Here is a 26,370-nt window from a genome sequence, read left to right on the forward strand (position 1 = left end):
CAGTCATCGATCTTGACGTACAGTGCGGTGAGAAGGGTGTTGATGTCTGTCGTCACAAACGGATCATCGACACCCTTCGCCCTTTCCCACAGCCCGCCTCACAGCGACTTAGGACTTACTCGTCTAGCCGGGAATCGGGCCCAGCCCGAGAACGGCACGCAGAGCGTTCTCCAGGTCGGCGGCCCGATCGAAATCGCCGGCATGGCCGGTGAGGAAGGCGAAGGAGTAGCCGGCGGCTCCGGCATAGTTGCCGCCCAGGCCGCCCATCCCGTAGTCGTCACCCTCGATGCCGAAGCCCAGCCCCCAGGTCGTCCGTGCCCCGAAAACCGCGTCCGTCCCCGAGCACTGGGCGGTGACGGCCTCGGCGAGCAGGTCGGCCGACAGCAGCCGAGGCAACGCGGAGTAGAACCCGGCGGCTGCACGGGCGGTGCCGTGGCCGTTGACAGCGGGGATCTCCGCGGCCCGCCAGGCGGCGGAGTTGACCACGGCCGGGTCCTGGGCACCGGGCGGATTGCCGATCGCCCGGCGGTAGAGGTCGGGCTTGCCGTCCAGCGCGGCAGCCCGGAAGGCCGAGGTCAAGCCGGTCAGCTCGATCGCCCGCGCCTGTTCGGCAGGGCCGAGGCCGATGTGAAAGTCCAGCTCATGTGGGCCGCAGACCTCCTCGGCGAGAAAGCGGCCGAGCGTCCGCCCGTCGGTGCGCCGGACCAGTTCACCGACCAGGTGCCCGTAGAACAACGCCGACTCGCCGTGCGCGGTGCCCGGCTCCCACGACGGCTCCTGCGCGGCGAGAAGCGCGCACAGCCGGTCCCAGTCGTAGAAGGTCCCGGTGGGCACCGGTTGGTCTAGTGCCACCACGCCGGCCTGGTGCGACAGGACATGCCGTACGGTCGCCGGCGCGGTGAACTCGGGCCAGTAGCGCTGCATCGGGGCGTCCAACTCCAGCACGCCCCGATCCACAAGGAGCAACGCACAGACCGCCGCGAACGGTTTGGTCACGGAGTACGGCATGACGATGCTGTCGCGTGACCAGCCGGGCCCGCCCCACAGGTCGACGATCCATCGGCCGTCCAGCCGGGCGGCGACCGCCGCTCCCGCTCCTCCAGCCTGCCGCCTCAGCACATCGGCGAAAACGTCCCGCACCTGCTCGAAACCAGGCTCAACCGTTCCGTCGATCATGGTCACAAACCCTAGGAACGGGGATCAGCCGAAGGCAATCGCTCATCGCTACTGACTGCTCGGCTGTTCCCCAAGGCCGGTGATGTGTTGTGGTCAGGCCGGCTCGTCGACCGGCAGCGACAGGATGGTGGTGGCGTGGTCGATCAAGTGCGTCGCCGTCTTCATCGCGACACCCGTCGCCGGCGACTCACCGGTACCCAGGTTCCGGTCGTACTCGGGAAACGATCCGCCTGACAGTTGTAGCCGGATCCGCTGCCCGACGCCGATCCGGCGAGCGCAGAAATCGAGCGTCAGCTCGATCGTTCGCGCGACGGTCGGATCGGCCGCGAACGGCAGCCGCAGCATCGCGTCGGAGAAGTTGACGGAGATGCCGTCCGCGTCCACCACGCACAGCCGCGCATGCAGGTCGGCGTGTGGGTTGTCGGATGTCAAACCGACGCTCAGCGTGGGACTGCCGTGTATCTCGATCGGCCGGTCGAACGCCGCGGTGGTGAAGGTGAGCACATCTCGCCGCTGCTCGCGTGCGGCATTGTCCTGCGGCCCGCCATTCGGACCGACACGGCGGCCACCGAGAGCGGGCGTCGGATCGTTTGGATCACAGGTGAACGTCGAGAACTCGCTATCGCCGCGGGTGTTCAGCGTTCCACCGGCTCCAGGCCGCAACGTGAGGCGCCCGGAAGCCCTCGGCAGGCCGTCCAGCTCGCGCCACTCGTCGACACCGGCGACGTGCAGCCGGACGGCGGGTCGTGCGAGAGTGGCGACGCCGTCGCGCAGATGGTCGTCGAACCACGCCTGCGTCTCGTCCACCATCGTTGCGGCGGCTACCGCGACGACATCGGTGTGCATCCAAGGACCGAGCGTCAGGGCGACCTGGACACCTCGACCGCGCAGCGCCTGGAAAGCCTCGATGCTCTGCGGCAAGAACACGTCGTAGCTGCCGCCGATCAGCAACGTCGGCCCCGCGAATCGCTCCAGCGCCGCACGCTGGTCATAGGGCCGCCAGTACGGATCGTCCAGATCCGGGTGGCTCACCCAGTCTCGATACCAGGGCGCTGTCGCGCCGAGTAGCTCGGCGCCGGCCAGCAGCGGAATCCGCTGCGCGGCGTCGGCCGGCAACTCGTCGTCAACGCCGGGACACGGCCGGCGCACCAGATTGCTCCAGCTCTGACACCCCTGCACGGTGAACGCGCCGGTGCCATAGAACGCCGAACCGAAGTCGTACGGCCCGACCACGATCACCGCGGTCCTCACCTCGGGCGGCGGGTCCTGGAGCAGTGCGTAGACGCAGTGGGCAAGGTAGGACATGCCGAACAGGCCCAGACGACCGTCGAACCAGTCCTGCCCACGAAGCCAGGCGACCGTGTCGTGACCGTCCGCCGCCTCCTGGACCATCGGTCGCAGCTGACCGTCGGAGTCAGCGGTGCCCCGGCAGCTCTGGAGCAGCACGTGGTAACCGGCGCCGGCGAACAGCCGCCCGAGTAGTAGGTCGTATGGCAAACCGCGCCCGTACGGCGAGCGCACGAGAATGGTGGGCGCCGGCCGGTCGGTGTGGGGCGCGTAGTGTTCCGCCGCCAGTTCGACACCGTCACGCATACCGATTCGCACCGTGGTGACCAGACAGTCGGTGCTGCGGGCGCTGATGCCCAGCTGAGCCAGGACCTGGCGCGGATCGGCGAGGTCCGGCCGCCCGTCCGGCGCGAAGTCGAAGTGGGCCTGTTCCGCCACAGGGTTCTCCTGTTCACACATGCTGTCGGGTGCCCGCGGGCGCGGTTCAGGCCGAGACGAAATCGGTGACGTGACGCCATTTCTCGTCGGACTCGGCCAGGACCTGGGCCGCTTGCTGGGCGTAGCCGTAGGCGTCGGCACCGAGCAGGAGCCGAAGCGGCGCGTCGTCTCGACCGGCGAGATCACGCACGACCCGAGCGATTTTTGCCGGCTCAGCGGGCTTTACCCCAGTGGCCTCGCTCACCGCAGCTGCGTCGCGAAGCATGTCAGCGAACGCACCAACGGTGGACCGGTAGGGCTCACTGATCGGAGGGACAGTCATGGAGGAGCCGGCCCAGTCGGTGCGCATGCCACCCGGTTCCAGGACCGTGACCTTGATCCCGAGAGGAGCGACCTCCTGCGCGAGAACGGTGGAGAATCCTCCAATCGCCCACTTCGCGCTCTGGTACGCAGCCAAGCCGGGCGACCCCACCCGGCCGCCGATGGAGGAGACCTGGAAGATGTGCCCCGAGCCCTGTGCCCGCAGGAACGGCAGCACCGCTTTGGTGACCTGCACGACGCCGTAGAAGTCGGTGTCCATCTGGGCCCGGAAGTCGGCGAGGTCGACATCCTCGATCGCGGCCAGGTCGGCGTACCCGGCGTTGTTGACCACGACGTCAAGGCGGCCGAACGCCGACACTGCCCGCTGTACAGCGGAGTGGACCTGGTCGTTGTCGGTGACATCGAGCGGCACGGGAAGCACCTGCTCGCCGTAGCGCTCGACCAGGTCGTCCAGCTGAGCGGGCTTACGTGCGGTGGCGACGACGCGGTCGCCGCCCTCCAGCGCCGCCTCGACCAGGGCCCGGCCCAGGCCGCGAGAACTTCCGGTGACGAACCACACCTTCGACATGATCGAACCCCTTATGTACCGGCGGTCTATTACCCTGTCAACGTAATAGACCGGCGGTATCATGTCAATGCCGGCCGCCTATCATGGCGAGCATGACGACATTCCGTCGGGCGCGCAGCGAGGAACAGCGGGAGATCCGTCGGCAGGCGATCCTCGACACCGCCGCCGCCATGCTCGACGAGATGCCCGTGAGCAAGGTCAGCCTCAACGAGCTGAGCCGCCGGGTGGGGCTGGCCAAGTCACCCCTGCTGCGCTACTTCGAGTCCCGCGAGGCGATCCTGCTCGAACTGTTGGACCGCACCTGGAAACTGTGGCTCGACCAGCTTTCCGAAGAACTCGCCGTCGGCATCGACATCGACGACACGGCCCAGCAGCGCTGCGCGCAGCTCGTCGACACCCTCACCCGCTCGCTCGACCACCAGCGCACGCTGTGCGACCTGCTCTCGGCCCAGGCCGGGGTTCTGGAGCACAATGTCTCGCCGGAAGTCGCCATTCGGTACAAGCACGCGGCCATCGACAACGTGATCACTCTCGCCGGGCTGATTCGTGGCACGCTGCCCGAACTCGGCGACGGCGCCGGCCAACTGGCCGCCCAAGCCATCCTGGTGATCGGCGCCATCTGGACGCACTCGGTGCCGTCGCCGAGCATGCTCGCCGCCTATGAGCTCGCCCCATCACTGGCTGAGCAGCGGCTCGACTTCACCGGCACACTGCGGAGCATGCTGACCACCCTGGTCATCGGAAACCTCGGCTACCCGCGGGCGGACGCCTCTCCGTCGTCGACGTCCGGCCAACGCCCCGCCGGGTAGAGCCGGTCTTGCCGATCAAGCGAGGGTCCAGGTGCCGGTCAGCCCGGCCGCGGTGCAGCGGTCCGGTCGTGCGCCCGGCGCCGGCCAGGCCCGCCCGGTAGGCGCGCGCGGCGCGCACCGGGCAGGTCGCCGGGTTACGCCCGTACGGGACCGCCACCTGCGTGTACCTCTTGAGCTTGGGCCGGTAGACGACCACGTCCAGGCCCTCGCCGGTCTCGGTGACGTCGGCGAGGTCGAGGGCGACCAGCTCGCCGGCGCGGGCGGCGGTGGCGTAGCCGAGCAACAGCAGCGCGGCGTCGCGCTGCCCGGCCAGGGTGGTCCGGTCGAGGATGGCCAGCATCGCGCGCAGCGCGCCCGACACGGCGGGACTCGCCTTGCGGGCGGGTCCTTGGCCAGGGCGAGCCGGTGCCGGTAGCCGGTGAGCAGTCTCCGGGCGGCCGTGGTCTCGGGCGGCGGCCGGCCCGCGACGCCCAGACCATCCTGGTCGCATTGCTCGTCACGGTCGCCAACGACCACTTCCTCGACCAGTGGCGCCACACCCACCGGCTCCAAAACGAGCCGATCACACCCGCCGACACCCCGCAGACTCCAGTCGAGCCCTTCGACGACACGCCACCCGCAGCCCAGAGCAGACCACCACCCGCCCCATTGCCGCAAAACCCGCCACCCCACCGCAGCGCCCAGCCCACCGTCGGCTTCGCCATGCCCAACGGCCGGATCTCGCTCCCCCACCAGCGGCCTGACACCACCCGGGCCTTCCCAGCCACCCGCTCTGCGGTCACCAAACCAGGACGAACCAGATTCGGAAACCCCCGAAACGACAAGATCCCGCCTGATCGCGATGATCAGACGGGATCCCGTCAACTGCAGTCCAGCCGTTTCAAGAACGGCCCACTGGAGCCGCCTAAGGGAATCGAACCCTTGACCCCTTCATTACGAGCAATGCTGAAACGATCGTCGTCCTGCTTGCGTTGGTGCCTGGTCGGGCACAGCAGCACGGCCGTCACCGAGTTGGTCTATCGCAAGCAGATTCGGCCCGTCCTCCAGGAGGGTGCGGTGGTCATGGACCGCATCTTCAAGAAGTGATCGGGAACGGTAGTCACGCAGATAGACACGCAAAGGCCCTCACCGGTTCTCCGGGAGGGCCTCTGTAGTGGAGCCGCCTAAGGGAATCGAACCCTTGACCCCTTCATTACGAGGGAAAGGCAGGTCCCTGGCTGGAGGCTTGCTGCCCTGCTAAGGCGGCAGATGCGGGCTGGTGGAGTGTGATCGTGTAAGGGGCTGTTGCTGTACGGCGCTGCTGTACAGCAGTTGCCGTGAGGAGAGGCGGAGCCCCATCAGGCCTCGCTATGCAGGATCTCCATCGCCTGGAGCACGTCGGTGACGACGTGATCCGCGCTGTGTTCCTGGTCCGGCCATGTCCCCCGGTCGACCCAGATCGTACGGAGCCCTGCTCCGCGTCCGCCGGCGATGTCCGCGATGAGGTTGTCTCCGATCATCCAGCCCCCGGCATCGAGAGTCATGCCGCACCGCCCGGCCGCAATCTCGAAGAGCCTGCAGTCCGGCTTACGAATGCCCTCGATCCCCGAAAGCGCGTAGCCGTCCACGGCCCCAACCAATCCCGTCTGCTGGATCTTCCCGAGCTGGTTGTCGGCGGTCCCGTTGGTAACGATGGCCACCGTCCAATCCGATGCGCGAAGCCGCGAGAGGCCGTCCATCACCTCCGGCCGACAGCGGATGAGGTAGGGCATGCGCTTCCGGTAGCGGCCCCACAGCTCCTCGGCGGGCTCAGATACTGCGAAGTGCTCACGAACCTTGCTGAAGAACACCTCACGATGCGGGTAGCCGGCTTGGTCTAGCGCCTTCAGCCAGTCAATCGCCTCGTGGTCCAGTCCGTGTTCGTCAACGAACTCTTTGGCCCACATCTGAAAGGCCTCGTCGAGGTTCACGAGGGTGTTGTCCAGGTCAAAGAGCGCAAGCCGCTGCACACTGCGCATCCTATGAGCAGCATAGGGTTACAGACGAGGCCGTTCTCGTAGGGCATGGCGGCGGAAGATCTTCCAGCCCTTACGCTGCACTCTCTATCGTGACCCGCCTGAGGCCGACGTCATGATGACAAGCTTGAGTGGCGTCAGTAACAGACGTCAGGCCTCTGGCTGATATTGCGTTATGAGACTATCTGAACCGTTTCGCCGCCGCCCAGATGTCGGGGCACTTCCGGCGCTCCGAAGGCCCCGCGCTGCCGCATGGTGGATTGTGCCGACTGCACTGCTGGTGGCCGGGACGGTTTTCGGGGTGGCACAGTGGCTGCTGACCGGGCTTCCCTCCATGCCGACAGGACCCGCGGTAACGACCGCTCGAAGTGAGGTCATCCAGACCGCTTTGGCGGCTGGCGCGGGTGTAGGTGCGGCGATCACGGTGATGCTGGCCTTTCGCCGGCAACGCCATCAGGAACTGACGGCGCACGTTACCGCCTATCTGGCTGAGCACGCCGCTGCGGACAGCAGGCACGACGCCACCGAGCGGCGGGTCACTGAGCTGTACATCAAGGCGGTTGAGCAATTGGGCAGCGATAAGGCTGTGGTACGGCTCGGCGGACTGTACGCCCTCCAGCGCCTGGCCCAGGACAACCCCGATCACCGGCAGACCATTGTCAATGTGATCTGCGCCTACCTACGGATGCCCTACACCCTGCCCCACGCCATTACTGCCTTGCTAGCACCTGCTGAGGCCAGCGCTGCCGAGTTCCTGTCCAACGAAGCCTCCGGAGACGATACCGACAGTGGCAAAGTCCTGGAGTTGGACCGTGAGGGTGAGTTGCAGGTCCGGATGGCCGCGCAGCGCATCCTGGCCGAGCACTTACGCAACGATCGGTCTGCCGTCGAAAAGGACAGTATGCAGCCTGGGCAGCGCTTTTGGCCTGGCATCCGCCTTGACCTGACCGGTGCCACCCTCGTTGACTTTGAATTCGACCATTGTCACGTCGCGGGGGCGTCCTTCTACCGGACGAGCTTTCTCGGCGACACCTGGTTCCGTGAGGCTACCTTCGCCGGAAATGTGTGGTTCCACAAGGCGACCTTCGCTGGGCTTGCCGACTTCAGCGGGGCAGTCTTCGCTGGGCGAGCCCTGTTCGGCTCCGTGGCCTTTGCCGGGGACGTCGGATTCGGACGGGCGATCTTCACCGGAGACGTGTGGTTTGAAGGAGCGGCCTTCGCCGGAGACTCTACATTTGAGGATGCGGTTTTCAATGAAAACCCCGAACTGGGCGGGATATTGGTCACGGGTGCCGGACGGCATGTGTGGCCGGAGGGTTGGCGTGTGCGCGTAGAGCCGGATGGTACTCGTCGCCTGCAGTGCACCTCCCCTGCAGACCGTGAGCCAGTTGTCACGGAGCAGGAGGATGTCAGTGCCGACGACAGAAATATGTGTGAGCCGTGACCAGGGCACTTGGCTCGATGCTCCAACAACTAGCAAGACCGGCCACCCCGGCCTAGCGGTTTTCAAGACCGCTACGGTTACTCCACCCGCACGACCTCTGACCTGGGGCTAAGCTTCGAGTAGAGGAAGAGCCCGGGAAGATCATCCCGCGCATCTCCCGCGGTCACCATCTCCACAGCTGACGCTATAGCTTCAAAGTCTCGGCATCTTCCAACGCCCTAGGTTCCTCAGCATGGGTGAGGGGGTCTGTCCAATCAACGGTGTAACTCGGTCTTGATGGGTTCTATCGGGCGGTTGGGGTCAGGCGGCCTTCGAAGGTGATGGCGAAGGCGTTCAGGGCGGCCTTCCATCGAGTCACCCAGCGTTTACGGCCCTTACCGGTCGGGTCCAGGCTCATGACCGCCATATAGACGCACTTGAGCGCGGCCTGCTCGTTGGGGAAGTGGCCGCGCGCCTTAACCGCCCGGCGGATCCGGGCGTTGACCGACTCGATCGCGTTCGTCGAGCAGATCACCCGCCGGATCTCGACATCGAAGGACAAGAACGGCACGAACTCCGCCCAGGCGTCCTCCCACAGTTTCACGATGGCCGGGTACCTACCGCCCCATGCCTCGGCGAACTCGGTGAACCGCTCGAGCGCGGCGGCCTCGGTCGGGGCGGTGTAGACCGGCCGCAGCGCCTTAGCGATGGCGTCCCAGTGCTGGCGTGCGGCGTAGTGGAAGGAAGCGCGCAGCAGGTGCACCACACAGGTCTGCACCACGGCCTGCGGCCAGACCTGCTCGATGGCCTGCGGCAGCCCTTCAAGGCCGTCGCAAACCAGCATGAGCACATCGGCGACGCCCCGGTTCTTGATCTCGGTCAGCACGTGCAGCCAGAACTTGGCACCCTCACCGGCGTCACCGGCCCACAAACCGAGGATGTCGCGCTCACCGTCAGCGGTGACCGCCAAAGCGATTTAGATGGGCCGCTTGGCGACCTGCCCATCGCGGATCTTCACGTGGATGGCGTCGATGAACACCACCGGATAGACCGCATCCAGGGGGCGGTTCTGCCATTCGGCCATGCCCTCGATCACCTTGTCGGTGATGGTGGAGATGGTCTGCTTGGACACCTCCGCCCCATAGACCTCGGCCAGGTGCGCCGAGATCTCCCCCGTCGTCAGGCCCTTGGCAGCCAGCGAGATGACCATCTCATCCACGCCCGGCAGGCGCCGCTGCCGCTTGCGCACGATTTTCGGTTCGAAGCTGGCGTTTCGGTCTCGGGGCACGTCGATCTCGACCGGCCCGACGTCGGTGATGACCGTCTTGGTCCGGGTGCCGTTGCGGGTGTTGCCGCTGCCACGGCCGGACGGATCGTGTTTGTCGTAGCCGAGGTGGTCGGTGAGTTCGCCTTCCAGTGCTGACTCCAGCACCAGCTTGGTCAGCCGACCCAGCAGCCCGTTCTCACCGACCAGCTCCAGCCCTTCGGCGCGGGCCTGGTCGACCAGCCGGGCCACCAACTCGCGATCCGACGCCTCATGCTCTTTCCGCGCCACCGTGGCGTCCTCCAGGTCCAACACTTCGGATGCCTGGATCACCGTACTCGTCACAGGTGTCTCCTTGATCAGGAGTTACACCGTTGTTTTTACAGTCCCGGGTGAAGGTTGCGGCGGCTGGTCAGCGTGGCCGATTGTTTCTCGCTCAGCGCACAACGGTGGCCCTCCAGTACGGCCCGCACTGGAGGGTTGTCCCATCAACGGCTCTATCGCAGATGTTCTTGCGGTCCCGTATTACCCAACCGTATGGGAGGGTGAGCGGAGTCAGATCACGGTCCCAGCGCAATTGACCGCGTCCACGCTTGTTGATCTCGATAGGCCGTGATCCTAGTGTCATGGGCGACAGGCACCGTGGGCGGCCATTCGGGTTTTTGCTGCTGCTGCTAGCGGCAGGTGTGGTGGCGGCGATGGTTCCCTTGACGCCCTCGACATGGCCGCTGGCGGTGCGGTTGGTGCTGCCCGTGTTGGGAGTGATCGCGGGCGGGGCTGCGGGGTCGTACGTCAGCGAATGGCTTACTGCCCGCCGGGCGGTCAAGGCGGCGAAAGCTGCCGCGGATGCCGAGAAGGATACGCGGCGGGCGGCGTTGGCGGCCACCAGTGAGGTGGCCGCATCAGGTGAGAGCGTGGCGGGATTGCTGCGTCCCGAACACGGGGTAGTCACGTTCGCCGGACGCGTCGAGGAACTGAAGGCTCTGACCAGCTGGTGCGAGGATGAGGCGGCGTGTCCGGTGCGATTGCTGACCGGTCAGGGCGGGGTGGGCAAGACCCGGCTGGCCTTGCATCTGGCCGAGTCGCTGCCATTCATGGACTGGGAGTGCCGGCAAGTCCGGCCGGGACAGGAGGTGGCGGCCATCCAGGCCGCCAGCCAGGTGGATCAGCGGGTTTTGCTGCTCGTCGATTACGCCGAGACCCGCTCCGAACTGCCGGCCATGCTGGCTGAGGTGGCCCGCCTGGAAGCTACTGGGGATGCAGGCAGGCTGCGAGTTTTGCTGCTGGCCCGTCAAACGGGTGACTGGTGGACGGAGCTGGACACCGAATCAGATGCGGTCCGGGCTCTGGTGGCGCGCACCCCGGTGCTGGAGTTGGCACCCGCGTTGGATGCCAATTGCAGCGATTTTCAGGTGATCGAGGAGGCGCTTCCGTTCTTCGCGGCGGCGCGGGGCCGTCCGATACCGCGAATGTCCTTCACTGTCACTTCGGCCGAGCGGTTGCCGGTCCTGGTGTTGCACGCGGCGGCGCTGGTGGCGGTGCTGGACGAGAAACAGGGGACGGCCGGGGGCCGGGCGGCTGCGGACTTGGGGGTGTTGGACCGGCTGTTGGGGCACGAACGTCGGCTGTGGGACAAGACTGCTCGGCGCGCTGGGGCGGGGGTTGCTCTGCCGGTGCTGCAACAGGTGGTCGCCGCTGTGGCGCTGCTGCTGGATGCCCAGGACCATGATGAAGAGGCCGTGCGGGCGGTGGTGCGGCGGGTGCCCGACCTTGCGCGAGCCGATGATGCGCGGGTAGGGGCTGTGGTGCGCTGGCTGCGGCAGGTGTATCCCGGCGAGGGGGAACAGGTGAAGGCATTGCGGCCTGACCTACTGGCCGAGCGACACGCCGCTAATGAGCTGGCAGCCAGTTCACTGCTGCGCCAGGCATGTTCAACCGATTTGACAGAGCGGCAAGCGGTGCAGATGTTGACGGTCCTGGCCCGCGCCTGCGCCCATCACGAGCAGGCTGCCGGGCTCATCGAGCAGGCGTTGCGGCAGGACCTGACGGGTCTGGCCGCAGCGGCGATCGTGGTCGCGGTCCAGACCGCCCCCGCCCTAGGTGATCTGTTCGCTCATGTGCTGGAAAACGCCCCGGCCGCCGTGGCCGATCTCCAGCAGATCGCCGACATGATCCCTTACCCGACGGTGGCCTTGGCCGCTGCTGATGCGGTGGTGACCCGCCGGGTCCGTGACCTGCTACCCGCCGACACCGATCCGGCTCAAATAGCCGAATGGAGCAGCAAACTCGCCACAGTCCTAGCCCAACTAGGTCGGCGAGAAGAGGCTCTGGCAGCCGTCACCGAATCCGTCACCATATATCGGTCTCTAGCCGAGACTCACCCTGATGCCTTCCTGCCCGACCTCGCCGCCACGCTGAATAACCAGTCCAACTGCCTGTCGAGCCTGGGGCGGCGAGAGAAAGCACTGGCCGCGATCGAAGAAGCCGCCAACCTCTACCGCACCCTGGCCCAGACCCACCCCGACGCCTTCCTGCCCGACCTCGCCAGGTCACTGAGCAACCAGTCCAGCTACCTGTCGAGCCTGGGGCAGCGGGAGAAAGCACTGGCATCGGCCGAAGAAGCCGTCCAGATCCGCCGCACCCTGGCCCAGACCCACCCCGACGCCTTCCTGCCCCACCTCGCCAGCTCGCTGAACAACCAGTCCAACTGCCTGTCGAACCTGGGGCAGCGAGAGAAGGCACTGACCGCGATCGAAGAAGCCACCAACCTCTACCGCACCCTGGCCCAGACCCACCCCGACACCTTCCTGCCCCACCTCGCCAGCTCGCTGAACAACCAGTCCACTTGCCTATCGAGCCTGGGGCAGCGAGAGAAAGCACTCACCGCGATCGAAGAAGCCGTCCAGATCCGCCGTACCCTGGCCAAGACCCGCCCCGACGCCTTCCTGCCCAACCTCGCCCACTCGCTGAACAACCAGTCCACCTGCCTGTCGAGACTGGGGCAGTGGGAGAAAGCACTGGCATCGGCCGAAGAAGCCGTCCAGATCCGCCGCGCACTTGCCGAGACCCACCCCGACGCCTTCCTGCCCGATCTCGCCATGTCGCTGAATAACCAGTCCAATTGCCTGTCGAGACTGGGGCAGTGGGAGGAAGCACTGACCGCGATCGAAGAAGCCACCAACCTCTACCGCACCCTGACCCAGACCCACCCCGACACCTTCCTGCCCGACCTCGCCATGTCGCTGAACAACCAGTCCACATGCCTGTCGGACCTGGGGCAGCGGGAGGAAGCGCTGGCCGCGATCGAAGAAGCCGTCCAGATCCGCCGCGCACTTGCCGACACCCACCCCGACGCCTTCCTGCCCGATCTCGCCAGCTCACTGAACAACCAGTCCAACTGCCTGTCGGACCTGGGGCAACGGGAGGAAGCGCTGGCCGCGATCGAAGAAGCCGCCAACCTCTACCGCGCACTTGCCGACACCCGCCCTGATGCCTTCTTGCCCGATCTCGCCAGCTCGCTGAACAACCAGTCCACATGCCTGTCGAGCCTGGGGCAACGGGAGGAAGCGCTGGCCGCGATCGAAGAAGCCGCCAACCTCTACCGCACCCTGGCCCAGACCCACCCCGACGCCTTCCTGCCCCACCTCGCCACGTCGCTGAACAACCAGTCCACATGCCTATCGAGCCTGGGGCAGCGAGAAAAAGCACTGGCATCGGCCGAAGAAGCCGTCCAGATCCGCCGCGCACTTGCCGACACCCGCCCCGACGCCTTCCTGCCCCACCTCGCCGACTCGCTGAACAACCAGTCCAACTGCCTGTCGAGTTTGGGGCAACGGGAGGAAGCGCTGGCCGCGATCGAAGAAGCCGCCAACCTCTACCGCACCCTGGCCCAGACCCACCCTGATGCCTTCCTGCCCGACCTCGCCGACTCGCTCAACAACCAGGCCAACCGCCTGTCGGACCTGGGGCAACGGGAGGAAGCGCTGGCCGCGATCGAAGAAGCCGCCAACCTCTACCGCACCCTGGCCCAGACCCACCCTGATGCCTTCCTGCCCGGCTTGGCGAGAAACCGGGCCGCGAAAGGAATGGTCCTGCTACAGGACGGCAATGCTGTCGAGGCGATTCCCTTCCTGCTTGAGAGTCGGACGGTTGCCGTTGAAGCAGGGCTGGACGAGTTGCTCCCGCCTGTTGCAGGCCTACTCCGCGAGGCCTATCAGCACAACCCGGAAGGCGTTGCTCGAGTATGGCGTGAGATAACCGAAAGCGACCTGCCGAGGTGGGTGACAGACATCTAGGAATCCCTCACGGATGTGGCGTGCGGGTGCCGGCCACGACCGGTGGAAGAGCTGTACCGCTGCGACTGGTGTCCGCCCGGCGGGACGTCGCCCGGGTAGTAGGCGAGACGACTCCGTTAGGCAGTCGCAGCGGTCTCGCGTCTGGGCTGCTGCGCTCAGCCTGGTACTGCGGTGGCGGCGAGATTGCCGAAAATTCCCGAGAGAACCAACGCAGCAGGAGTTACCCATCGAATGCTTCTGGTCATAGGACCGTCTCCTCTCTCCTCAGCCTCCGTCAGACGGAGACCAACGAACATGAGCAGGTAGGACAGCCCGCACCACCACACTCCCAGACCCGGCGTTACCGGGCTCAACGCAGCAGCGCTAGCAAGTATCTCACCAGGCGCCGCCTGACAGCTCTTCGCTCTGATCTCCGTCTCCCCTCGTCCCATCGCGAAGCGACGGCGGGCCGGCAGGACGGAGGGTCAAGCCCTGCCTCGCGTGTATCTGTTCGAGGATTACGGGTTGTAGATCACCGTCAGTGTCTGCAGCTCAGAGCCTATATGCCTTGATCTTCCTCTTTTCCTTCCTCGAATGAGGTACCGTATGAGGAAGTTGAGCTTCGGAGGCAGGATGACCGGGTCAGCAAGAGAGTCGGCGCAGCCAAGACGTGTGATCCCCATCGAGGACACACCTCTCTATCTGGAAGATCTTGGGCTGACTGTAGAGACGATCCACCGCAGCATCGAGATCGGGGACACCGCTCGTCGGCGTGTACAGCACCGCGTCTACCCCTCTAGCTACCCCGGTATGGTCATGTGGGCCGAGACGCTGGCCGCGCTTCGACGAGAGCTGCTGAAGCTGCGCCAAGGGTGGCGAATCGGTAAGAGCAGCAACTACGAGACTGTCTACTCCGAAGAACGCGGAATTGCCTTCGCGGTGGTTGCCGGCGACTCGTATACAGGCATACAGGGAGCGCGCGATCCCAAACTAGCAAGGAAGCGCGGGCGAAAGACCACGGAGCGGATCAACCGCAATGCGCGGTATATTCAAGTGCCACTCCCGGGCTTCGAAACCGAGGAAGACGAACTGGCCGCACCGGATGAGGTGTGTCAAACATGGTTCATAGTCCTCCGCCCTACGTCAAAAGAAATCCGAATTGAAGTATCATATCCAGACTCCATAGGCGATCACGGCTACGTGAGTGGTTGGGACAAGAGACTTCTTGTCACACCTATCCCGATTTCTGGCGCTGTAGCGCCGATAGCTATAGATGAGGACCAAGACGATGACGGAGAAGACCTGGTCGGACGCCCCCCAAAAGATTAGCCAATCGTTCAACCCGTCACGCCTAACCTTGGCGCGAGAACGTCGCGGGCTCACGAAGCAGGGGCTTGCGGAGCTTTGTGGGGTTTCCAGGAGAACTGTGAGCTCCTGGGAGGCAGGATCCGTAGAAAATCCGCCAATCGATCTACTTTCTGCGGCTCTTGACTTTCCGGCCACTTTCTTTCTTCTGGACGACACGTCCATCGTGAAGGAAGAATCGGCGAGCTTTCGAGCAATGTCGTCCATGACCGCCCGCCAAGTACATAGAGTCTTGGCGGCAAGTACGCTATCTGTCGAGTTGAGCAAATGGATTGATGCACACTACACTACCCCAGCGTCCGATCTCCCAGACTTTTCGGAAACAGATAACCTCTCTCCCGCTATAGCCGCCGAAAGTCTGAGAAGAATCTGGGGGTTGCCTGATGGCCCAATTAAGAACATGTTGGGATTGCTGGAGCGGAAGGGAGTTCGCGTATTCTCCCTGCCGTTTGAGGATCGCGAGGTTGATGCGTTCTCCTTCTGGCTAGAGGACCGCCCTTTCATTTTCCTCAACACCAGTAAGACCGCCGAGCGTATGCGCTTTGATCTGGCCCATGAACTTGGCCACCTACTCCTACACAAAACACCCGAGACTCCCAAGGGGAAGCGAATCGAGCAAGAAGCTCAGGATTTCGCCTCAAGCCTTTTAGTCCCAGCAGATGATCTATATGAGCAAGTTGTTGGACAATTGAGACTGGATGACGTCTTCACACTGAAGAAGTACTGGAAGATCTCTGCCGTGGCGATGACGCAACGGCTGTATCAGCTCGCCATAATATCAGAATGGTCACATCGAACATGGATGGTGGAGCTATCACAGCGCGGATACAGAACTTCCGAACCTGACGGAATTCATCCAGAAACTTCTCGGCTCTTCAAGCAACTCTTCCAGCTAGCTCGACAAGACGGCTGGTCGCTCCGTCGTATAGCAGACTCCCTGCATATCCGAGCAGCTGATCTCGATGCAATGGTATTCGGACTTGCTGTGACGTCTGCACCTGCACTACGGCTGCCGGCCACGTCCAGTAATCTCGCGAAAAACACCGCGTTTGGCTGACACTAACGGGTCAGTAGGATGCACACAACCCCCCAATTAGTATAGGCGACTCATGCACGAACCAACTTATGGCGGAATCCCCCTCGGCCGCGAAGCTGGCGCCGCCTTCTCTCTTCAAACGGTCGCCAGAGACTCAGCGATAGCGCACGTAGACGGATGGGAGGTAGAAGTTCGCAAAGACCAAAAAATCGTTGTGGCTCGCGGGGGAAAACTTAATGGCTACGATACCGCTTTTCGCTCTGGACTAGATGCCGCCCAAAAAGGGCTTGACCTCATGAGTATGAGCGGGAAAGACAACCTCGCAATTAAAAGCTGGGATATGGAGCATCTTGCGTGGTGGCCAGAGCCAAACGGTACAGTGCTACGACAGGTCTTCTTCCTCTCAACGAAGATGAGCGTGGGTGCAGTAACCGTTTTAGTACGAGACTCTACCGGTAACGTGGTTCCCTCGCCTCTTTCACCTCCGCCTGTCTGGCATGAAAGCTTTCGATATTTTCGACTCTCACAAACGACCGAGGATCTATTCGATGCCTTTCGGAATGCATACCTAGCACTGGAATCAGTGCTGAGCAGCATTGCCCCGCAGAGGATCAGACCGAATGGAAGGGTAGGGGAAGGGGAGGGAGAGTGGTTCGAGCGAGCGTTGACAGAAGCAGATAAAGTGGCGCCCCTGGCCGATTTTGTCCCACCTGGCACGTCCGACCCTGTCCAACATCTGAAGCAGGAACTGTACTCGGACATGCGAGGCGCGATGTCCCACGCGAAGAGTGGCCGAGCAATTCTGCTACCTCAGACCGAAGCCGATCGCGCGAAAGTAACAGCTAGTCTCTCAACTCTGACTCGCCTCTACCTGACGCTGGTCGAGAAGCATCTCCAAATGCGCCGTTTGGGAGGAGGGATAACAGCAGAAGGCTTCCGTCTAATGGCTACGTCTGTTTTCGACGCAATGACGCTGAGCTTGAGCGACGACGAGTCAGAATTGACCGACTCGGATATTCCACCGAACACTCTAGTCGCCCTCACTCCGAGCGGCCCCACGGAGAACCCACGAGCCTTTGTTCTGACAAGATTGTGGTCGCTAAATACCTCCGACGTCAGGGGCATTGGCTTCATACGCAAGATCTGCGGTACTGACGCCAAAGGTAACCTTCTACTGACCGAGCGACTTGAGGATCGTCTCACGTTGCAGGGCGCGGTGCGCTTTGAGGCTGCGTGCGGAATCTTGGGCATGAATACGCAACAGCCGCGTAGCCTCTACTCGTACTGACAAGTGTGCTTTTCGCTTTCAGCAACCCTTCTGCTAGGGAGCGGTTGCTGCACGCCTACTGCTGTCCTGGTCTCTCGTGTGCCTTCGACCCTCTGACCTCCTGCTTGCAAACGGGAGCGGGCCACGACGTCGAGGGCTCCTCGTCCTGCTCGGGAGGCAGTTGAAGGCCGGTAACGGATGGCCATGTGAGGTGGGGTTGCTGTACTTCGCTGCGGTGCAGCAACCCCAGCCGCGGCGCGGAACCGAGCTACCTAACCTGTCTGCCCCACTCAGGAGTGTGCGCTGCTCCTTTGTGCTTCATGCCCTCGCTGGGTCCCGCGAGGCCTACGCCGTTGCCGGCTGTTCTTACGCTCCGATCTGGTTGTGCTGGAAGCCATCTGCGCGATGAAGGCCACTCCTACAAAGAGGGCGGGATAGGCGACGGCTGGCGCATCTGTTGCCGTGAGTGTGTGCATCCATGCCAACGTCCAGAGTGACGAGGCGAAGACAGCGGTTGCGGGGTCCTGTCCTCGCAACCATGAGAGGGTACGCTCGACGTGCTTCATCGGTGCCGTTCCTAGGGCTTGGTGAAGGTGGGAAGCGGCCCTCCGTTGCGCCGGGGGGCCGCTTCGTTTACTTAAGCAAGAGTGCCGTGTGAGGTGCCTGCCAGATGTCAGCATTTGGTTGACATCGGCTGGGACGGCTGGTGGTATAGCGGTCGTGGCAGCTGATCAATTACGCAACCTCTTAGGGGCTCGGTCGGAGACCTGCCTCTACCTCGCTAGCACGTTCGCGGGGATGGCTGATCCATGTCACCCCCTCGCCAACGATCCCTTCGTCTGGAGGGAGACATTCATTCGAGCGACTACTTTGGCCGTCGAAGCTCAAACCTGCGCTCTACTTCATTACGGTGGAGTTTCCTGGGATGTAATGGCTAACGGCTACGGTGTATCACGCCAGTCACTTCATCGCCGTCTCTCGAAGCAGGCAGACCAAGAGCTTGAATTAGCTCAAAGCTTTACCGACCAGCGAGAATCGCGGATTGAAGGCCATATCAGACATATACGATCAGTTATCGGCCACATGTCAGAAAGGCTTGACGCAGATATCGATAAAGGTGTCGAGATTTGGAGGGTGAGGCGGCGAAAGCCGCAGTGGTGGCACCTTCCAGATCAAGACAACGATGCATGGGGTGGGGTTTGGGTGCGCCGCTAAGCAAGGCACCCCTCACGTCCTGATCTCTCGTCTGCCGTCGACCCATCGCGAAGCGACAGCGGGCCGGGGACGGAGGGTCAAGCCCTGCCTCGCGTGTACCTGCTCCCGGTGACCTTCCTGGCGCGCTGGTTGTCCTGCCCTCACGGCTGGGCTTGACCTGGAGGAGCCGTGCTGCTGGGCTCTGCCTGGGTTGATGGCAGGCGAGTGATCAGGACTTCCACCCCAGCCAGCTACGGCGAAAGATACGCGCGGCCCCCCTCTCGGAGCCTGAGTGCCCCGGGGTTTGGGGCAGCGCCCCAAGGTTTTCCCCTGCTCTTTAGGAGAGATCGTCATCAGTGCTGCCGTCTGCGCCAGTTCGCCGACGTTGCGCTGCTTGCCGGTAGGGGTGCGCGACCGCCGAGGCGGGACCGGCCGAAGAGCCGCAGCCCGCCGACGGCGGGGCGCGCGGCCCGTGGCCGGCTGATGCTCGTGCTCGCGTGGTCTCCGGTGCGGGCCGTCGTGGCTTGGGCCTTTGGTGCGCTCTTCTGCTCTCTCCCCGTGCCCGCTCTTGGGCCGGGCTCCTTCGTGCTCCCCGCGGCACTCCCCGCCGAAGGCGGGCTTGACGACGTAGAGAAAATCCTCATCGAGCACGAATAGGGTCGCGGACCCGGCGAGGCTGCTCCTGCTCTTCAAGGATGCCGGGAGGGATGATGCCTGCTTTCCGGCTGCCCGATCAGCTCTGCTGTTCCTTGCTCGCTTCGATGATGGTCCGGTCTGCAGGGAGCTTGCGGACCTCGCCATCCGGCTCGGTGATGACCAGGATGGGGACGCCTTCGGCGATGCCGAGTTGCCGGCGCTCGGGTTCGGTGGGCATGCGGGCGGTTACCTGGGCGCCGGGTGCGATGGAAACGGTGACGGCCTCTCCTTGCTCGCGGACGCGTGAGCCTCGCAGCTCGGTCACGATCAGTCCCTCTCCCCTCAGTACGGCGATGGCGCGGCGTACCGAGTCGCGGGAGATGCCGTACTCAGCGACGTAATCGCTCTCGGCCGGGAGCCGCTGTCCGGGGCGGTACTCCCCCGCCTCGATTCGCGCCCGGATCAGATCAGCGAGTTGCTTGTAGACCGGGCGGTCGGCGCTGGGGTCGATCGTCATGACGCCGAAGCTACGTAGCAGCATAGGCGCATCCCATTGCACGTATGTACGTACATAGCTACTCTGACTAAGGAATGGTTCCCTCTTGATCGGGTGGCTCATGACGGTGCAGGACCTTGCAGCGCAATTTCCGGACTGGGTGATCTGGCGCGGGGCATGCGAGACCGGCCCTCAGGGCTGGTACGCAACGCGGCGCGCGGTATCGCTGAGCGCTGAGCAGCTCAGCGCTGGTCTGGCGCAGACTGTGTGGAGTGACGACGCGCCTTCCTTGGTGCTTGAGCTGGAGAGACAGCGCGAGATCGCCTCTCATCTCGCCCGCCAGGACGGTGAAGCGTGAGCTTGGTCAAGACGGTCGTACGTTCTCCCGCCCTGGTGGTTGCGGAGCAGCTCAGATGTGAGCTGGAGCGGCTGGGCGTCTCCGCCGACGTACACGAGGGCGACGGCTTGGCCCTGCTTTCGGTGTGGGTCCACCTTGTGGTGTGGTGTGAGCGGGGGCCGGAGGGCTGGCGCTACCGCTGGTGGACCGGTCGCGTTTCGCAGCGTTCGGGCCGGTGGGTCTACACCGGATGCAGGGCGGTGGCAGTGAAGACGGCGGCGCAGCGGATCGCCGCGCGCTATGCCGAGCTTCGCCGTGTTCCTTCGTCCTCCTCGCTGCCGTGGTGATGCCGGTGGCCAAGACGACTCCCCCGCCTGCGAATCGCCGTCCGCGGAAACCGTCTGATGTGCTTGAGCTGATCGCGGCCTGCGTAGGGATTCATCCGGCCGCCGAACAGCGCGAGTGTGAGGAAATCGAGTGGTTGGAGAGCCGGCCTCGGGCGGCTTCCGTCCGCGTCCGCCGGCACACCTGCGACTGCCAACCTGTGGTCTATGAGCTGTGCCAGGCGGGCGGCTTGATGTTCGTGCGGCGCTACGACCGCTCGGACGGGGTGCTTATAGAAGAGAGCGAGTGGGTTCGTCCCCCTGCCGCTGAGCACCTGTGGACGAGGATTCTGCTTGGTCAGGCGCGATGACGACGCATGCCGCCGGGGCTCGCCGCCGTCCCGCCAGCGCCGCGCAGAGGGTGCGGAGCTGGCGGGATGCGCCCACGTCGATGTTTGCTGGACCTCGACCGGTGATGACCCTCCCGGCGGCGCGCAGTGCTGCGAATGCGGCACCTGGTGGCGTGCTGATCTCATCCCTCCCGGCGTACGGCCACGTTGTCCGGCTGACGGGGTGCTGGGCTGACGGCCTTGGTCAGCACGAGGAACGCCTGAGTGATCTCGCGTGCGGCCGTCTCAACGTCCAGGCGGTCGGTGTCGATGCGGAGGTGGAAGAAGCCGTCGTCGGTGTTTGCGGTGAGGTCGGCGAGGGTCTCGTCCCAGGCTTTGAGCCGTTGGACGGTGTCGGCGTCTCCGCGGCCTTCCGAACGCTGCCCGCTGACCTCGCGGGGAGCCCACAGCAGCACGCGCAGCCACGCGTCCGGCCTGCGGCCGACGAGACGGCGCAAGTCGGCGATGTTGCCCATGTGCGCGACCGGTACCTGTCCGGCGGCGGTCATGTCCTCGATGTGCCGGCGGTCGACGGCGTACACGTTGCCGTACCGATGGGTCTCCAACAGCAAGCGGCCTTCGCGACGCAGTTCGTCGAGCCGCTCGGCGGTGACGAACTCGTAGCCGTCAGCGCGGCCGGCGCCGACCTTGAGCTTGGGCAACAGGCGAAACCGCGAATCGTGCCGGTGCATGGCGGCCGTGATAGTGCTCTTGCCGCTGGCGGGCGGGCCGTAAAGGACGACCCCCACGGGCGGCGCGGTCACGTCAGGATCCGCTTGAGCGACTCGCGCGTTTGGTCGGCGAGGGTGATCGCCGAGCCCAGTCGGTTGTCGACCGTGATGTGTGCGGTGGGCGGGCTCGCGTCGGTCTTGAGGCCGGAGACGTACTCGTCCCAGTTGGTGAGCTTCCAGGCGTCGCGGGCGGCTGCGCGGAACTCGATGTACTCGCGCATCGACTCGGGATCACAGCGGACCCAGATTGCGGCCACGTCGATGCCCTTGGCGGCGCACCGGTTCTCCAGGCGCTTGAACCATGCCTCGTCGTTGAGCTCGCTGATGAACGGCGCGGACAAGATTGCGGACGTACCCACGTGGAGGTTGTCCCACGCGGTCTCCATCAGGCACCGGTACTCCAGGGGACGCACCTCGGTCAGGTACAGCTCGCTGTGCCGGTCGTTGGGGTCGCCGCCGAGCGAGACGAGGAGGCGTTCGGTCATGGAGCGGGTAATGGAGTCCTTATCCAGGAACGCCCAGCCGGTGATGTCGGACAGGAAGCGGGAGAACTCGGTCTTGCCTGATCCGGCGTAGCCGCCGACGAGGGTCAGGATCGGCTTGGGGCTGCCGCCGCCGTGGCGCCTGCGCCAGGCGTCGACGATGCGGTTACGTAGGGCGGTCTGCTGGGGGTTGTCGGACTGGATGCCGTCGACGGAGACCTTGGCCAATGCCTCCTCGATGACCTGGGCGGCGGCGTTGTCGGCTGCGGGATCGGTGGGAGCGGGCAAATCGGAAATCATAATTTCCGCTTTCTCCGTTTCGCCGGGAAGGGGCGGCCGAAATCCTAGGTCGGGCTCGGTGGCCTGGTACATGAGGCAGTAGGCACGGCGGTAATGCGGGCCGGGATATATCGAGCCGTGCTCGTGACCCCACAGCGTTTGGAAGTTCGCCGCTGGCACCGCAAGGCCGTGCCGACGGGCGGTCTCTCGGAGCCGATCGCCTGCGGCCTCAAGAGTCAGGCCGTGGGCTTCACGGTGTTCCCGCAGACGGGAGGGGGTCCAGCCGGGCCGCTGGGTCGCCTTCATTGCATCCCTTCACGTTCACACTCTCGGGTGGGTCGTGCGGTGGTGCATGTGAAAACGTACGTGTAAACCGCTGATGAGACGGCGTGAAGAAGCTTAGTTAAGGGTGCGTGATACAGAAAAGCCCGCGATCACGGTGAACTAGCGGCATCCCGAAACCGGGAAACACCGACCGCAGGGAGCCACCGTGAACACGAGCGACGAGACCACCCGGCGCATCATCGCCGACCTACGGTCGCTGCGCGCCGAACTGGAAGAAATCACTTGCCGGGTTCACCAGATCGCTTCTGCCCTGGAAAGACAGCGGACTCAAGATCGGCAATCCGATCCCCCAGGTCCCGCAGGGCAGCACGCATCTCGGCGAGCTGCTCCATGATCTCCGAGCCGCCGGGCACCGCGGGAGGGCCGGCACTCTCCTGCTCGCGGACGAACACGCCCTTGCCCTGCTGACCGACGATCAGCCCCTCGGTACGGAGCACGCTGATCGCAGCTTTGACGACGCTCGCCGACACCTCGTAGCGCTCGCACAGCTGGTTGATCGAGGGCAGGGCCGTACCCGGCGGCAGCGATCCGCTGCGGATCTGCCCGCGTAGCTCGTCGGCGATCTGCATGTAGGCAGGCCGACCGGTCTTCTCGATCATCCCGACCCTCTCACATTGCCAGCAGTACACCTTAATCACGAAAGCCCACATCAACCAAGAGTTCCAAGTAGTCCTTGACAACTTGGCATACTAAGAACACCATGAGTCCTAAGAGAGCTCGTCTCGGAAGGAACAGACCATGCGCACCATCCCCATCCCTGTCGACGTTTCCAAGCTGCACATCACCTGCGCCAAGGCCGCCCGCCCTCGTCTGGTCAGCAAGGAGACCGGCGAGATCAAGCGGGACCGGGACGGCAACACCATGTACGAGGTCACGCTGCTGATCGAGGACGACAACGGCCGCATGGAGCTGGTCAAGGTCAGCACCACCCCCGAACCGCCCATCTCCCCCGGGGACGAGGTGGTCCCGGTCGGCCTGGTCGGCTACGTCTGGGAGCAGGCGGGCCGGTGGGGCATCGCCTACCGGGCCCAGTCGTTCCTCCCCGCGACGGCCGCCGCGTACGGGGCGGGGGTCGAGCGATGATCCACCTGCCCCGCCCAGTGCTGCTCGCCGTCGCCGCCCTGGTCGTCCTCGTCCTGTGGCGGCGGTGGGCGCCGGTCTCGTACTGGTACCTGTTCGTCTTCCCGCGTAAGGCAGTCTGGCTGCGCTGGTCCTGGCGGCACGTGGCCTCCGGCTGCGGGCTGACCAAGAAGCGTCAGCGGTGGTGGTTCACCACCGTTCCGGGTCTGGTGGCCTCGACCGGGGTCGTGCGGGTCAAGCGACGCTTCCAGCGGGTCGCCGTCGACACCAAGCCGTGGATGGGCCTGCCCCGCCCGGTCCGGCACGGCTTCCGCATCACCCTCCACCTGCTGGACGGGCAAATCCCCGACGACTACGCCAAGGTCTGCGATCGACTCGCGCACGCCTGGCGGATCGAGGCGGTCCGCGTCGTCGGCTCCCAGCCCGGCCGCGTCACTCTCCAGGGGATTACCCGCGACCCTTTAGCGCACGTCGCCCCCGCCGCACCTCCGCCTGAGCCGCGGGAGGGGTGGCGGGGTGAGGATCTGCTGCGGCCGGTGGTGGGGGTGCTGGAGACCGGTACCGCCTGGCGCATGGACTTCCGGCTGATCCCGCACTGGATGAACGCCGGAGCGACGCAGTCGGGAAAATCAAACCTGATCAACGCACTCATCGTCGGGCTCGCCCCGCAGCCGGTCGCCCTGGTCGGCTTCGACCTCAAGGGCGGGGTCGAGCTGTCGCCGTACGCTCCGCGCCTGACTGCGCTCGCAACCACTCGCGCGGAGTGCCTCGACCTGCTGGCGGACCTGATCGCGGTCATGGGCGCCCGGATGCTGGCCTGCCGCCGGCTCGGGGTGCGCGACATCTGGCAACTGCCGGACAGCGTGCGGCCCATCCCGGTCGTGGTCCTGGTGGACGAGGTGGCCGAGCTGTTCCTGACCGCCGACAAGGCCGAAAAAGACCAGGTCACCCGTACGGCTACCGCCCTGCTGCGCATCGCGCAGCTCGGCCGCGCCTTCGGCATCCACCTCGTGCTGTCCGGCCAGCGGATCGGCTCCGACCTCGGCCCCGGCGTGACCGCGCTACGCGCCCAGATCGGCGGGCGGGTCTGCCATCGGGTCAACGACCCCGAAACCGCGGTGATGACCCTCGGCGACCTCGACCCTGACGCGCTCGTCGCCGCCCGGTCGATCCCGCCGGAACTGCCCGGCGTCGCGGTGATCACGGGCAGCGATGGCCGCTGGTACCGCGCCCGCTCCGGCTACGTCTCCACCTTCACGGCTGAGCAGGCCGCCGAGGCTTACGCCGACATCACGCCCTCGTGGGCGCAGGTCGCCGCCTCCGGCCTCGGCCACGAACTGCCCGGCAGCGCCGAAAGTCCGCAGATCGCCGCCTAACCCGATCCCACCGAGCGAGAGGAGGTCCCCGATGCCTGCGCCCCTGTCCCGCCTGGCCGTACGGCTGGCCGACACCGGCCCCGTCCTGGTCCTGGCCGCCATCGCCGGGGCGGGCAGCTTCACCCACATCCGCGACACCGCCGCCGCCAGCGGCCAAACCGGGTGGATGTCGTGGGCCGTGGCCGTCTGCGTCGACCTCACCTGCGTCATGGCCGCCCGCGAACGCCAGCGAGACAAGAAGGCCGGACGCATGCGGCGGGGCTGGATCTCCTGGCCCACCCTCGTCCTCGTCGCCGGCATCGTCCTGTCCCTGGCCGCCAACCTCCACCAGGCCGACCCCACCCTGTGGGGCTGGCTCACCGCCGCCACACCCGCCGGGGCATTCCTCGTCGCGGTCTCCATGCTGGAGCGCCGGGCCTCCGGTCCCCGCCCCAACCCGTCCCCGGCTCCGTCCTCGTCCGCCGTCCCGTCGCCCTCGCCAGTCGCCGCCTCGTCCTCCGTCCCCGCGCTCGTCCCCTCCGAGCCGGACGGCAGGGACGGCAACCAGGATGGCCCGGGACCGTCCCCGGCACTGGTCGACTACGCCCGCCGCGTGGCCGACGAACACCACGCCAAGCACGGCAAACCCATCACCCGCGACCTGCTGCGCGCCCGCCTCGGCGTGTCCAACCAACTCGCCTCCGACCTGCTCCGCACCCTGCGGACCACACCGGACGCCCTGTGAGAGGAGATCCCGTGTCCACCACCGACCACCGCACGGCCACCATCGCCGGCCTCCGCGCCCTGGCCGACTTCCTGGACGCCAACCCGGACGTCCCCGTCCCGCGCACCTCCATCAGGATCACGTACTTCCCTCAACGGACGGACGACGCCTTGATGCGCGCCGAGATCGACCGCATCGCGGGACTGCTGGGCGCCGCCATCAACCCCGGAGGCCTGCTCTACAGCCACTACTCGACCAGTCTCGGCTTCGGCCCGGTCCACTACGAGGCGATCGCCGTCCTCGCCGACGCCCGCGCGCGGTACGAGGCGGTCACCTCCTACGAGGACTGCATCATCCCCGACACCACCGTCAACCCGGCCCACGCCGCCTAACCAACGGAAGGAGGTACTCGATCATGCGCATCCGAATCGACGGCACGGACGCCGAGATCGCCTACGCCGTGAACAAGATCCGCACCATTCTCCCGGTCGGCTCCGTCTCGCCGATCGTCCGGCGTCGCCGCCGGGCCTACACCTGGCGCGTGTTCATCAACACCGCGCCCAAGCGCACCGAAACGAGGTGGATCGCGTGACCACCCCAAACGAGGACGCCCCGGCCGTCGAGATCACTCCGAAGCGCTGGCAGTGCTGCCACTGCGGCGGGGGCGGCCTCGACAGCTACGGCGAGACCTGCCGCCACTGCGAGGGCCTCGGCTTTTGCTGACCGCCCGCACCGCTGATCACAGCGCCCCCGGCGTGACCACACATCCGCCAAGAC

At 65.3% G+C, this 26,370-nt stretch carries 24 protein-coding genes, 1 tRNA gene and 1 pseudogene; 15 read left to right on the forward strand and 11 right to left on the reverse strand.

Annotated elements, in window-relative coordinates; all coding sequences use genetic code 11:
- Positions 1-123: 123 nt before the first annotated feature.
- The 3 genes from FLW16_RS41270 to FLW16_RS41280 form a co-directional block, all read right to left on the reverse strand.
- Positions 124-1,176, reverse strand: coding sequence for a serine hydrolase domain-containing protein (locus FLW16_RS41270; protein ID WP_142566436.1), 1,053 nt, complete (start codon positions 1,174-1,176; stop codon positions 124-126).
- 93 nt (positions 1,177-1,269) lie between these two features.
- Positions 1,270-2,901 (reverse strand): CocE/NonD family hydrolase, encoded by a 1,632-nt coding sequence (locus FLW16_RS41275; RefSeq protein WP_185949828.1) that lies wholly within the window; start codon positions 2,899-2,901, stop codon positions 1,270-1,272.
- Positions 2,902-2,947: 46 nt separating this feature from the next.
- Entirely contained in the window at positions 2,948-3,790 is an 843-nt protein-coding gene (locus FLW16_RS41280; RefSeq protein WP_142566438.1) for an SDR family NAD(P)-dependent oxidoreductase, read from the reverse strand.
- Positions 3,791-3,882: 92 nt separating this feature from the next.
- Between FLW16_RS41280 and FLW16_RS41285 the strand changes: the two genes are divergently transcribed.
- A complete protein-coding gene (locus FLW16_RS41285; RefSeq protein ID WP_142566439.1) occupies positions 3,883-4,599 on the forward strand; it encodes a TetR/AcrR family transcriptional regulator in 717 nt (238 codons plus the stop codon).
- Here FLW16_RS41285 and FLW16_RS41290 read toward each other — a convergent pair.
- The gene (locus tag FLW16_RS41290; RefSeq protein WP_142566440.1) at positions 4,526-4,960 is read right to left on the reverse strand and encodes a hypothetical protein; all 435 of its coding nucleotides are present in this window, start codon (positions 4,958-4,960) and stop codon (positions 4,526-4,528) included. The two genes, FLW16_RS41285 and FLW16_RS41290, sit on opposite strands and share 74 nt — an antisense overlap.
- 128 nt (positions 4,961-5,088) lie before the next feature.
- Between FLW16_RS41290 and FLW16_RS41295 the strand changes: the two genes are divergently transcribed.
- Complete coding sequence (locus FLW16_RS41295) at positions 5,089-5,685, forward strand: hypothetical protein (protein WP_142566441.1); 597 nt, start codon at positions 5,089-5,091, stop codon at positions 5,683-5,685.
- Between the two features lie 68 nt (positions 5,686-5,753).
- Here FLW16_RS41295 and FLW16_RS44265 read toward each other — a convergent pair.
- Both FLW16_RS44265 and FLW16_RS41300 read right to left on the reverse strand, forming a co-directional pair.
- Positions 5,754-5,845, reverse strand: a tRNA-Thr gene (locus FLW16_RS44265).
- Between the two features lie 91 nt (positions 5,846-5,936).
- Positions 5,937-6,596 (reverse strand): HAD family hydrolase, encoded by a 660-nt coding sequence (locus tag FLW16_RS41300; RefSeq protein WP_260616163.1) that lies wholly within the window; start codon positions 6,594-6,596, stop codon positions 5,937-5,939.
- Positions 6,597-6,855: 259 nt separating this feature from the next.
- Between FLW16_RS41300 and FLW16_RS41305 the strand changes: the two genes are divergently transcribed.
- On the forward strand, positions 6,856-8,037 hold the full coding sequence (locus FLW16_RS41305; RefSeq protein WP_221891559.1) for a pentapeptide repeat-containing protein: 1,182 nt from the start codon (positions 6,856-6,858) through the stop codon (positions 8,035-8,037).
- A 283-nt stretch (positions 8,038-8,320) separates the two neighbouring features.
- On the opposite strand, the pseudogene FLW16_RS41310 reads toward FLW16_RS41305, so the two are convergent.
- Positions 8,321-9,586: pseudogene (locus tag FLW16_RS41310) on the reverse strand (IS256 family transposase).
- A 320-nt stretch (positions 9,587-9,906) separates the two neighbouring features.
- Here FLW16_RS41310 and FLW16_RS41315 point away from each other — a divergent pair.
- The 4 genes from FLW16_RS41315 to FLW16_RS41330 all read left to right on the forward strand — a co-directional run bounded on the left by FLW16_RS41315 (position 9,907) and on the right by FLW16_RS41330 (position 17,243).
- A complete protein-coding gene (locus tag FLW16_RS41315) occupies positions 9,907-13,575 on the forward strand; it encodes a tetratricopeptide repeat protein (RefSeq protein ID WP_142566443.1) in 3,669 nt (1,222 codons plus the stop codon).
- 585 nt (positions 13,576-14,160) lie between these two features.
- Complete coding sequence (locus FLW16_RS41320; protein WP_142566444.1) at positions 14,161-14,883, forward strand: hypothetical protein; 723 nt, start codon at positions 14,161-14,163, stop codon at positions 14,881-14,883.
- A complete protein-coding gene (locus FLW16_RS41325) occupies positions 14,843-15,976 on the forward strand; it encodes an ImmA/IrrE family metallo-endopeptidase (protein ID WP_185949829.1) in 1,134 nt (377 codons plus the stop codon). Before FLW16_RS41320 ends, FLW16_RS41325 begins: the two co-directional genes overlap by 41 nt.
- A gap of 52 nt (positions 15,977-16,028) precedes the next feature.
- Positions 16,029-17,243, forward strand: coding sequence for a hypothetical protein (locus tag FLW16_RS41330; protein WP_142566446.1), 1,215 nt, complete (start codon positions 16,029-16,031; stop codon positions 17,241-17,243).
- 1,906 nt (positions 17,244-19,149) lie between these two features.
- On the opposite strand, the gene FLW16_RS41335 is transcribed toward FLW16_RS41330, so the two are convergent.
- Complete coding sequence (locus FLW16_RS41335) at positions 19,150-19,569, reverse strand: winged helix-turn-helix domain-containing protein (RefSeq protein ID WP_142566447.1); 420 nt, start codon at positions 19,567-19,569, stop codon at positions 19,150-19,152.
- Positions 19,570-19,669: 100 nt separating this feature from the next.
- Here FLW16_RS41335 and FLW16_RS41340 point away from each other — a divergent pair, with 100 nt between their 5' ends.
- A complete protein-coding gene (locus tag FLW16_RS41340; RefSeq protein WP_142566448.1) occupies positions 19,670-19,906 on the forward strand; it encodes a hypothetical protein in 237 nt (78 codons plus the stop codon).
- Complete coding sequence (locus FLW16_RS41345; RefSeq protein WP_142566449.1) at positions 19,903-20,232, forward strand: hypothetical protein; 330 nt, start codon at positions 19,903-19,905, stop codon at positions 20,230-20,232. The genes FLW16_RS41340 and FLW16_RS41345 overlap by 4 nt, the downstream gene beginning before the upstream one ends.
- Before the next feature lie 508 nt (positions 20,233-20,740).
- On the opposite strand, the gene FLW16_RS41355 is transcribed toward FLW16_RS41345, so the two are convergent.
- The 3 genes from FLW16_RS41355 to FLW16_RS41365 form a co-directional block, all read right to left on the reverse strand.
- Positions 20,741-21,361, reverse strand: a complete 621-nt coding sequence (locus FLW16_RS41355; RefSeq protein WP_142566450.1) for a guanylate kinase — start codon at positions 21,359-21,361, stop codon at positions 20,741-20,743.
- Positions 21,358-22,395 carry an AAA family ATPase gene (locus FLW16_RS41360; protein ID WP_142566451.1) on the reverse strand — a complete coding sequence of 346 codons (1,038 nt, stop codon included), beginning with the start codon at positions 22,393-22,395 and terminating at the stop codon, positions 21,358-21,360. Before FLW16_RS41360 ends, FLW16_RS41355 begins: the two co-directional genes overlap by 4 nt.
- 257 nt (positions 22,396-22,652) lie before the next feature.
- Entirely contained in the window at positions 22,653-23,033 is a 381-nt protein-coding gene (locus FLW16_RS41365) for a GntR family transcriptional regulator (RefSeq protein WP_142566452.1), read from the reverse strand.
- A gap of 139 nt (positions 23,034-23,172) precedes the next feature.
- On the opposite strand from FLW16_RS41365, the gene FLW16_RS41370 reads away from it, so the two are divergent.
- Genes FLW16_RS41370 through FLW16_RS45760 form a run of 6 tightly spaced genes read left to right on the forward strand, consistent with a single transcriptional unit; the run spans position 23,173 to position 26,316 of the window.
- On the forward strand, positions 23,173-23,517 hold the full coding sequence (locus tag FLW16_RS41370) for a hypothetical protein (RefSeq protein ID WP_142566453.1): 345 nt from the start codon (positions 23,173-23,175) through the stop codon (positions 23,515-23,517).
- The gene (locus FLW16_RS41375; protein ID WP_142566454.1) at positions 23,514-24,890 is read left to right on the forward strand and encodes an FtsK/SpoIIIE domain-containing protein; all 1,377 of its coding nucleotides are present in this window, start codon (positions 23,514-23,516) and stop codon (positions 24,888-24,890) included. The genes FLW16_RS41370 and FLW16_RS41375 overlap by 4 nt, the downstream gene beginning before the upstream one ends.
- Positions 24,891-24,921: 31 nt before the next feature.
- Positions 24,922-25,614 (forward strand): DUF2637 domain-containing protein, encoded by a 693-nt coding sequence (locus tag FLW16_RS41380; protein WP_142566455.1) that lies wholly within the window; start codon positions 24,922-24,924, stop codon positions 25,612-25,614.
- 11 nt (positions 25,615-25,625) lie between these two features.
- The gene (locus FLW16_RS41385; protein ID WP_142566456.1) at positions 25,626-25,985 is read left to right on the forward strand and encodes a hypothetical protein; all 360 of its coding nucleotides are present in this window, start codon (positions 25,626-25,628) and stop codon (positions 25,983-25,985) included.
- 23 nt (positions 25,986-26,008) lie between these two features.
- The gene (locus FLW16_RS44270; protein WP_182903542.1) at positions 26,009-26,185 is read left to right on the forward strand and encodes a hypothetical protein; all 177 of its coding nucleotides are present in this window, start codon (positions 26,009-26,011) and stop codon (positions 26,183-26,185) included.
- On the forward strand, positions 26,182-26,316 hold the full coding sequence (locus tag FLW16_RS45760; RefSeq protein WP_260616165.1) for a hypothetical protein: 135 nt from the start codon (positions 26,182-26,184) through the stop codon (positions 26,314-26,316). Before FLW16_RS44270 ends, FLW16_RS45760 begins: the two co-directional genes overlap by 4 nt.
- Positions 26,317-26,370: the final 54 nt, after the last annotated feature.

This window comes from Microbispora sp. KK1-11, from assembly GCF_006874435.1.
In the GTDB taxonomy this organism is placed as follows: Bacteria; Actinomycetota; Actinomycetes; order Streptosporangiales; family Streptosporangiaceae; genus Microbispora; species Microbispora catharanthi.